This is a genomic window from uncultured Eudoraea sp., from assembly GCF_947258525.1.
Classification (GTDB): Bacteria; Bacteroidota; Bacteroidia; order Flavobacteriales; family Flavobacteriaceae; genus Eudoraea.
Genome location: NZ_CAMYIP010000040.1, coordinates 1 through 5,082, shown reverse-complemented (window position 1 = coordinate 5,082; position 5,082 = coordinate 1). Strand labels below are relative to the sequence as shown.

Annotated in this window: 8 protein-coding genes and 1 pseudogene; 2 read left to right on the top strand and 7 right to left on the bottom strand. The window is 41.4% G+C overall.

What is annotated here, in order from left to right; genetic code table 11:
- Positions 1 to 115 precede the first annotated feature (115 nt).
- Together Q0X89_RS02625 and Q0X89_RS02620 are read left to right on the top strand one after the other, a co-directional pair.
- Entirely contained in the window at positions 116 to 1,066 is a 951-nt protein-coding gene (locus Q0X89_RS02625; RefSeq protein ID WP_297691054.1) for a sulfurtransferase, read from the top strand.
- Position 1,067: 1 nt separating this feature from the next.
- On the top strand, positions 1,068 to 1,940 hold the full coding sequence (locus tag Q0X89_RS02620; RefSeq protein ID WP_297691053.1) for a sterol desaturase family protein: 873 nt from the start codon (positions 1,068 to 1,070) through the stop codon (positions 1,938 to 1,940).
- Between the two features lie 6 nt (positions 1,941 to 1,946).
- On the opposite strand, the gene Q0X89_RS02615 is transcribed toward Q0X89_RS02620, so the two are convergent.
- The 7 genes and pseudogenes from Q0X89_RS02615 to Q0X89_RS02590 form a co-directional block, all read right to left on the bottom strand.
- A complete protein-coding gene (locus Q0X89_RS02615; protein WP_297691052.1) occupies positions 1,947 to 2,642 on the bottom strand; it encodes an amino acid racemase in 696 nt (231 codons plus the stop codon).
- A gap of 9 nt (positions 2,643 to 2,651) precedes the next feature.
- On the bottom strand, positions 2,652 to 2,948 hold the full coding sequence (trxA, locus tag Q0X89_RS02610) for a thioredoxin (RefSeq protein WP_297691051.1): 297 nt from the start codon (positions 2,946 to 2,948) through the stop codon (positions 2,652 to 2,654).
- Positions 2,949 to 3,025: 77 nt separating this feature from the next.
- Entirely contained in the window at positions 3,026 to 3,493 is a 468-nt protein-coding gene (locus Q0X89_RS02605; RefSeq protein WP_297691050.1) for a hypothetical protein, read from the bottom strand.
- A gap of 17 nt (positions 3,494 to 3,510) precedes the next feature.
- A pseudogene (locus Q0X89_RS18000) lies at positions 3,511 to 3,600 on the bottom strand (rhodanese-like domain-containing protein); the annotation flags it as partial.
- On the bottom strand, positions 3,582 to 3,809 hold the full coding sequence (locus Q0X89_RS02600; protein WP_367176886.1) for a hypothetical protein: 228 nt from the start codon (positions 3,807 to 3,809) through the stop codon (positions 3,582 to 3,584). The gene Q0X89_RS02600 and the pseudogene Q0X89_RS18000, both read right to left, overlap by 19 nt.
- A 77-nt stretch (positions 3,810 to 3,886) precedes the next feature.
- A complete protein-coding gene (locus Q0X89_RS02595) occupies positions 3,887 to 4,546 on the bottom strand; it encodes a peroxiredoxin (protein ID WP_297691049.1) in 660 nt (219 codons plus the stop codon).
- Positions 4,547 to 4,554: 8 nt separating this feature from the next.
- On the bottom strand, positions 4,555 to 5,082 hold a 528-nt coding region (locus tag Q0X89_RS02590), incomplete at its 5' end, for a rhodanese-like domain-containing protein (RefSeq protein ID WP_297691048.1).

The following is a 5,082-nucleotide window of genomic DNA, read 5'->3' as shown; positions in this document are numbered from 1 at the left end:
ACGCAAAATCTTTGGGATCTGGGTTTGAATGAAGACATAATAATCAAGTATTTGGTAACCAACTACCCACCACAGAAAAAAGGTCGTAGAGCCAGTTTACAATTTATCGATTGGTATGAGTTGGAATAGAGCGTTATATATATTGATTTTATTGTCTGTTCTTTTTGGTTGTAAAGAAACTGAAAAGAGCACAGAAGATCATTCGGATCAGTGGAAGTCGGCCCAACTCATTGAGGCCGAAATAGTATCGAAGATCCATTCATACCCCACTGTCAAGATCATTGATCTGCGGCCAACAGAAAATTACTTAGAAGGGCATATTCCTGGGGCACTTTCTCTTTCACGGGCTGAAATGACAGCGCCTGAACACCCGATACCCGGTATGCGCGCTTTACCGAAACAATTGGCTGCCACCTTGGGATCAAAGGGAATTAAAAACACAGACACCCTGGTACTCTATGATGGTCGTGGAAATGCAGAAGCAGCACGACTATGGTGCCTCTTGTATGCCAATGGTTTTACAAATAGCAAATTATTGAATGGCGGATATGGGGCCTGGACTGCACTTGAATTACCAATAGAATCCGGATCCGTTCAAAACGAGCCCTTTTCGTTTGAATTTAAAGGCGATATTTCACAAGATCTTTGGATCGATACTGAAGAATTGCACTCCTGGTTGCAGGATACCACAAGGAATGTTACGATAATTGATACCCGTACCCATGATGAATACAGCGGAAAAAGGCAAAAGGCTAATGCCTTAAGAGCGGGGCATATCCCCGGAGCGAAAAGAATAGATTGGGCGGATGGCCTGAACTATCACGGGGATCACCAAGTGAAATCCATAGAAGACTTACAAGAACTTTACGAAAGGATTATAGAAGAACGATCCGATACGATCGTAGTGTATTGTCACTCGGGTGTGAGGTCGTCTTTTACTACCTTTGTATTAACACAACTTCTTGATTACAAGAACGTAAGAAATTACGATGGTTCCTGGACAGCCTGGAGCCGACGGCCTGAATTGCCGATAGAACAAGATAGTATTACACAAATTCTTAAATAAAATGAACGAATATTTTCAAGCTTTTGCAGATGCATTCCTATCCAGCGTAAACTGGACATGGAAATCAATAATTTTTGAAGTACCCTGGTATACAAATTACTTTTGGGGATTAACAGCCATCTCCTTATTGGTCTGGTTATTAGAGATATTATTTCCCTGGAGAAAAGAGCAATCCATATTCAGGAAGGATTTTTGGCTGGATGGATTCTATATGTATTTTAATTTCTTCATGTTCTCCATAGCGATCAGTGGTTTTTACAAAATGCTGGAAATTGGATTTGGCGACGTGGGAATAAAGGCATCGAGCCTTACCCTATTGGACCTCTCTTCCATTCCTGCTTGGGCGCAGCTACTCATATTCTTTATCGTCCTCGATTTTGTGCAGTGGTTCACGCACATTCTTCTCCATAAATACAAGATCCTATGGAACTTCCATAAGGTCCACCATTCTGTTAAAGAAATGGGTTTTGCCGCGCATTTACGCTATCATTGGATGGAGAATATACTTTACAAACCCCTCAAAACTTTAGGGGTAATGATCCTGGGTGGATTTGAACCGGAACAGGCATTTATTGTCCATTTCTTTGCAATTTCCATTGGCCATTTAAATCACTCGAATATCAAACTTACATACGGCCCTTTAAAATATTTATTTAATAATCCGGTGATGCACCTCTACCACCACGCCTTCGTACTCCCTAAAGGCAGTTATGGCGTTAATTTTGGGATCAGTCTGAGTCTTTGGGATTATATCTTTAAGACTAATTATATTCCGGAAGATAGCGGGACTATTCCGCTAGGCTTTCCTGGCGACGAAAAATTTCCAACGGATTTTGTGCATCAGAATTTATACGGCTTCCGTAAAGATAAATGAGCAGTACTATTCTGAGAGAATGAAGTCAATGGCTGCCTTGGCGTGAAGTTGTGTAGTTTCTATCAAGGGAATTTCAGAATCTTCTTGTGACAACAAAATAGGTAGTTCCGTACAGCCCAAAATTATACCTTCTGCGCCTCTTTTTTGAAGTCCAATGATTTGATCTTTATAAAAGGATTTGGCCTCAGGGCTAAAAACGCCCTGGGTGAGTTCTTTAGACACATAATAATGAGATCGATCTATACTATACCCTTCAGGGATCAAGGTTTGGATCTGATATTTGTTTTGTAGGTAAGACGGAATAAAATCCCCGATCATTGTGGGTTTATTTCCCAGTAAACCCAACTGAGTAATCCCGTATTCACGGGCTTTCTCACCTATAGCATCCGCAATGTGCAGGATGGGTATCTCTATTTGGGGCTGAACAAATTCGTAAACCATATGTGGCGTATTGGCACATATGATCAAAGCCTCCGCTCCTGCCTGCTGAAGTTTCCTGGAGATCTCCAGGTACGTCCGGTTAATCTTCTCTTTATCCTGTTCGCGCATCAAAGCAATATTGATGCTGTGCAAAATCAGAGGCGGATTTTCCTGTGTGCCGATCATTTCGCCTACACCCTGATTGATCAGCTTGTAATATTCAACAGTGGAGTGCCAGGAAGTTCCACCGATCATGCCCAGGGTTCTCATATTTTCACTCATGCTCTTTTACTAAGTGAATTCCAGGAGTTTTTGTTTCAATTGTGGAGCAGGTATAACGCCTGATGTGCGCCATTGCACCTGACCATCCTTAAATACGATAAGTGTGGGGATACCTCTGACCTGATAAGTGGCAGCTACCTGCGGGTTTTTGTCTACATCTATTTTTATGATGGTCACCTGATCGCCAAGTTCTTCTTTAACCTCCCGAAGAATAGGCGGCATCATTTTGCACGGTCCACACCAGTCCGCATAAAAATCAACTAATACGGGCTTTTTGGCCGCAATGAGCTGCTCAAATGTTTTCATTCGAGGTCAGTTTTAAGTTTTCTATGTTAAATATCCAATTGAAAGAAAGCTATCCGGAATTATCTAGCTGAGCTCTTTCATTCTTCCTCGGATCCGTGCATCTCTTCATGGTGTTTCTCATACCACTCGGGTTGCTCTACTTCATTATCATACAGATATTCTGCAATACCAATAATGACACTATCAGGATAAACCTGGTGGTTCATCAACTCATATTTTTCCACCGCATCAGGCATTTTGCTTTTTTCAGCACTGGGTCCGCTCATCCATTCCAACAAATCGGCTACAAAGGCTTCTTTGGTGGTTCCCTCCATAATATAGTGGTTTTTAACAGCTATCATTGGTGGTGCCAGAATATTGTCCATGGACATTTTAGGATCATGACACTGATAGCAATAGGTAGAAAGTAAATTCTCTCCCCGGATCGCAAGATCCTCAGTATCAACCTCGGTTTGTATAGGTGTGTCCTCAATTTCTCCTGACTTCTTAGCTTGTTTACAGCTAATAATAAAAGTCAGGGCAGTCAACATTAGTAATGCTCTCATATTCGTGAATCGTTTAATTATTTCTCGGTTTTTTGCCAATTCAAAATACCTCCCTCCAGATCATAAACTTTCGTAAAACCCCAGCCGATTAACTTCTTGGCGGCTTTAAAACTGCGTTGACCCGAACGGCAATATAGGTAAACCGGCTCTTCTTTGGCAAATTTCTCAACCCGTTTTTATATTCCTTAGGTGTTCTAACATCTACTAGTTGTACATCTTTCTCAGCTATTCTCTTTTTATAGGTTTCCTTGTCCAGTACTTCTATTTTATCAGAAGTGCTGGATTTAGACCCAAATATTGTTTTAAAAAAAGTCATATTATTCGTTTTGATAACAAGGGAAACGATACCCTGAGGATCGTTTCCCATAAACAAACATCAATACCTACTCAAAATTAGTTCAGGTCTTTTTTGGCCAGATAGAAATCTACTTTCTCCAGGGATTCATCTGCCCAGCGCTCTTCCATTTCTGCGAGTGTTTTCGGAGGCGGCACAATTACCTTATCTCCTTTTTTCCAATTTAATGGCAAGGCCACTTTGTGTTTATCCGCTATCTGCAGTCCTTGTAAAGCCCTCATGATCTCGTCCATGTTTCTGCCCACATTGAGTGGGTAGTACATGATCAAGCGGATCTTTTGTTTAGGATCGATAAAAAAGACAGCTCGCACTGCCGCCGTTTCGCTTTCATTGGGTTGAAGCATGCCATACAATTTGGCCACATGCATATCGATATCGGCAATAATTGGGAAATTCAGATAGGTTCCAGTATTTTCTTTTACATTATTCACCCATCCCAGATGCGCATGTACGCTATCAATACTTAAGCCTAATAACTTAGTGTTCAAGCACTCAAAATTTCCCTGTTCTTCTGCAAAGCCACACATTTCAGTGGTACATACCGGTGTGAAATCGGCCGGATGGGAAAATAGCAATACCCACTTATCCTTCGCAAATTCGGAGAATTGGATAGGTCCTTTTGTTGTCATTGCCTTAAAATCCGGAGCTTTATCCCCGATCCGCGGCATCGTATATGTTGTTGTTTCCAGTGTTTCCATAATCTTGTTTATAACATTGTTGTAGGTTCCTTATATTCTGTCAATTCTAATGAAGATTCCTTCAGCCCATCAAATCCTTCTTCGATGTCGGCAAATTTCTCCCAGCCTCTTTGTTTGAGCATGCTGGAGGCGATCATACTGCGGTATCCGCCTGCACAATGCACATAAAAGAATTGATCTTTGGGAAATTGTGACAAGTGCTGATTGATCTCATTCAAAGGCACATTAATCGCATTCTTGAGATGCTGGGAATCAAATTCACTTTTTTTCCGTACATCTATGACCAATGGATTTTTTTCTTTGCTGATATCCTCAAATTCTTTGAGATTTACCCGATCAACAGTATCAATTTCTTTCTTTGCTTTTTTCCAGCTATCAAATCCTCCTTCGAGAATTCCTATGGTATTATCATATCCTACCCTGGACAAGCGCATAATCGCTTCTTCTGCCTGGCCGGGATATGTAACAAGCAAAATGTGTTGTTTCACACTCGGGATCATCTCGCCGACCCATTGGGCGAAACTCCCATCCAGACC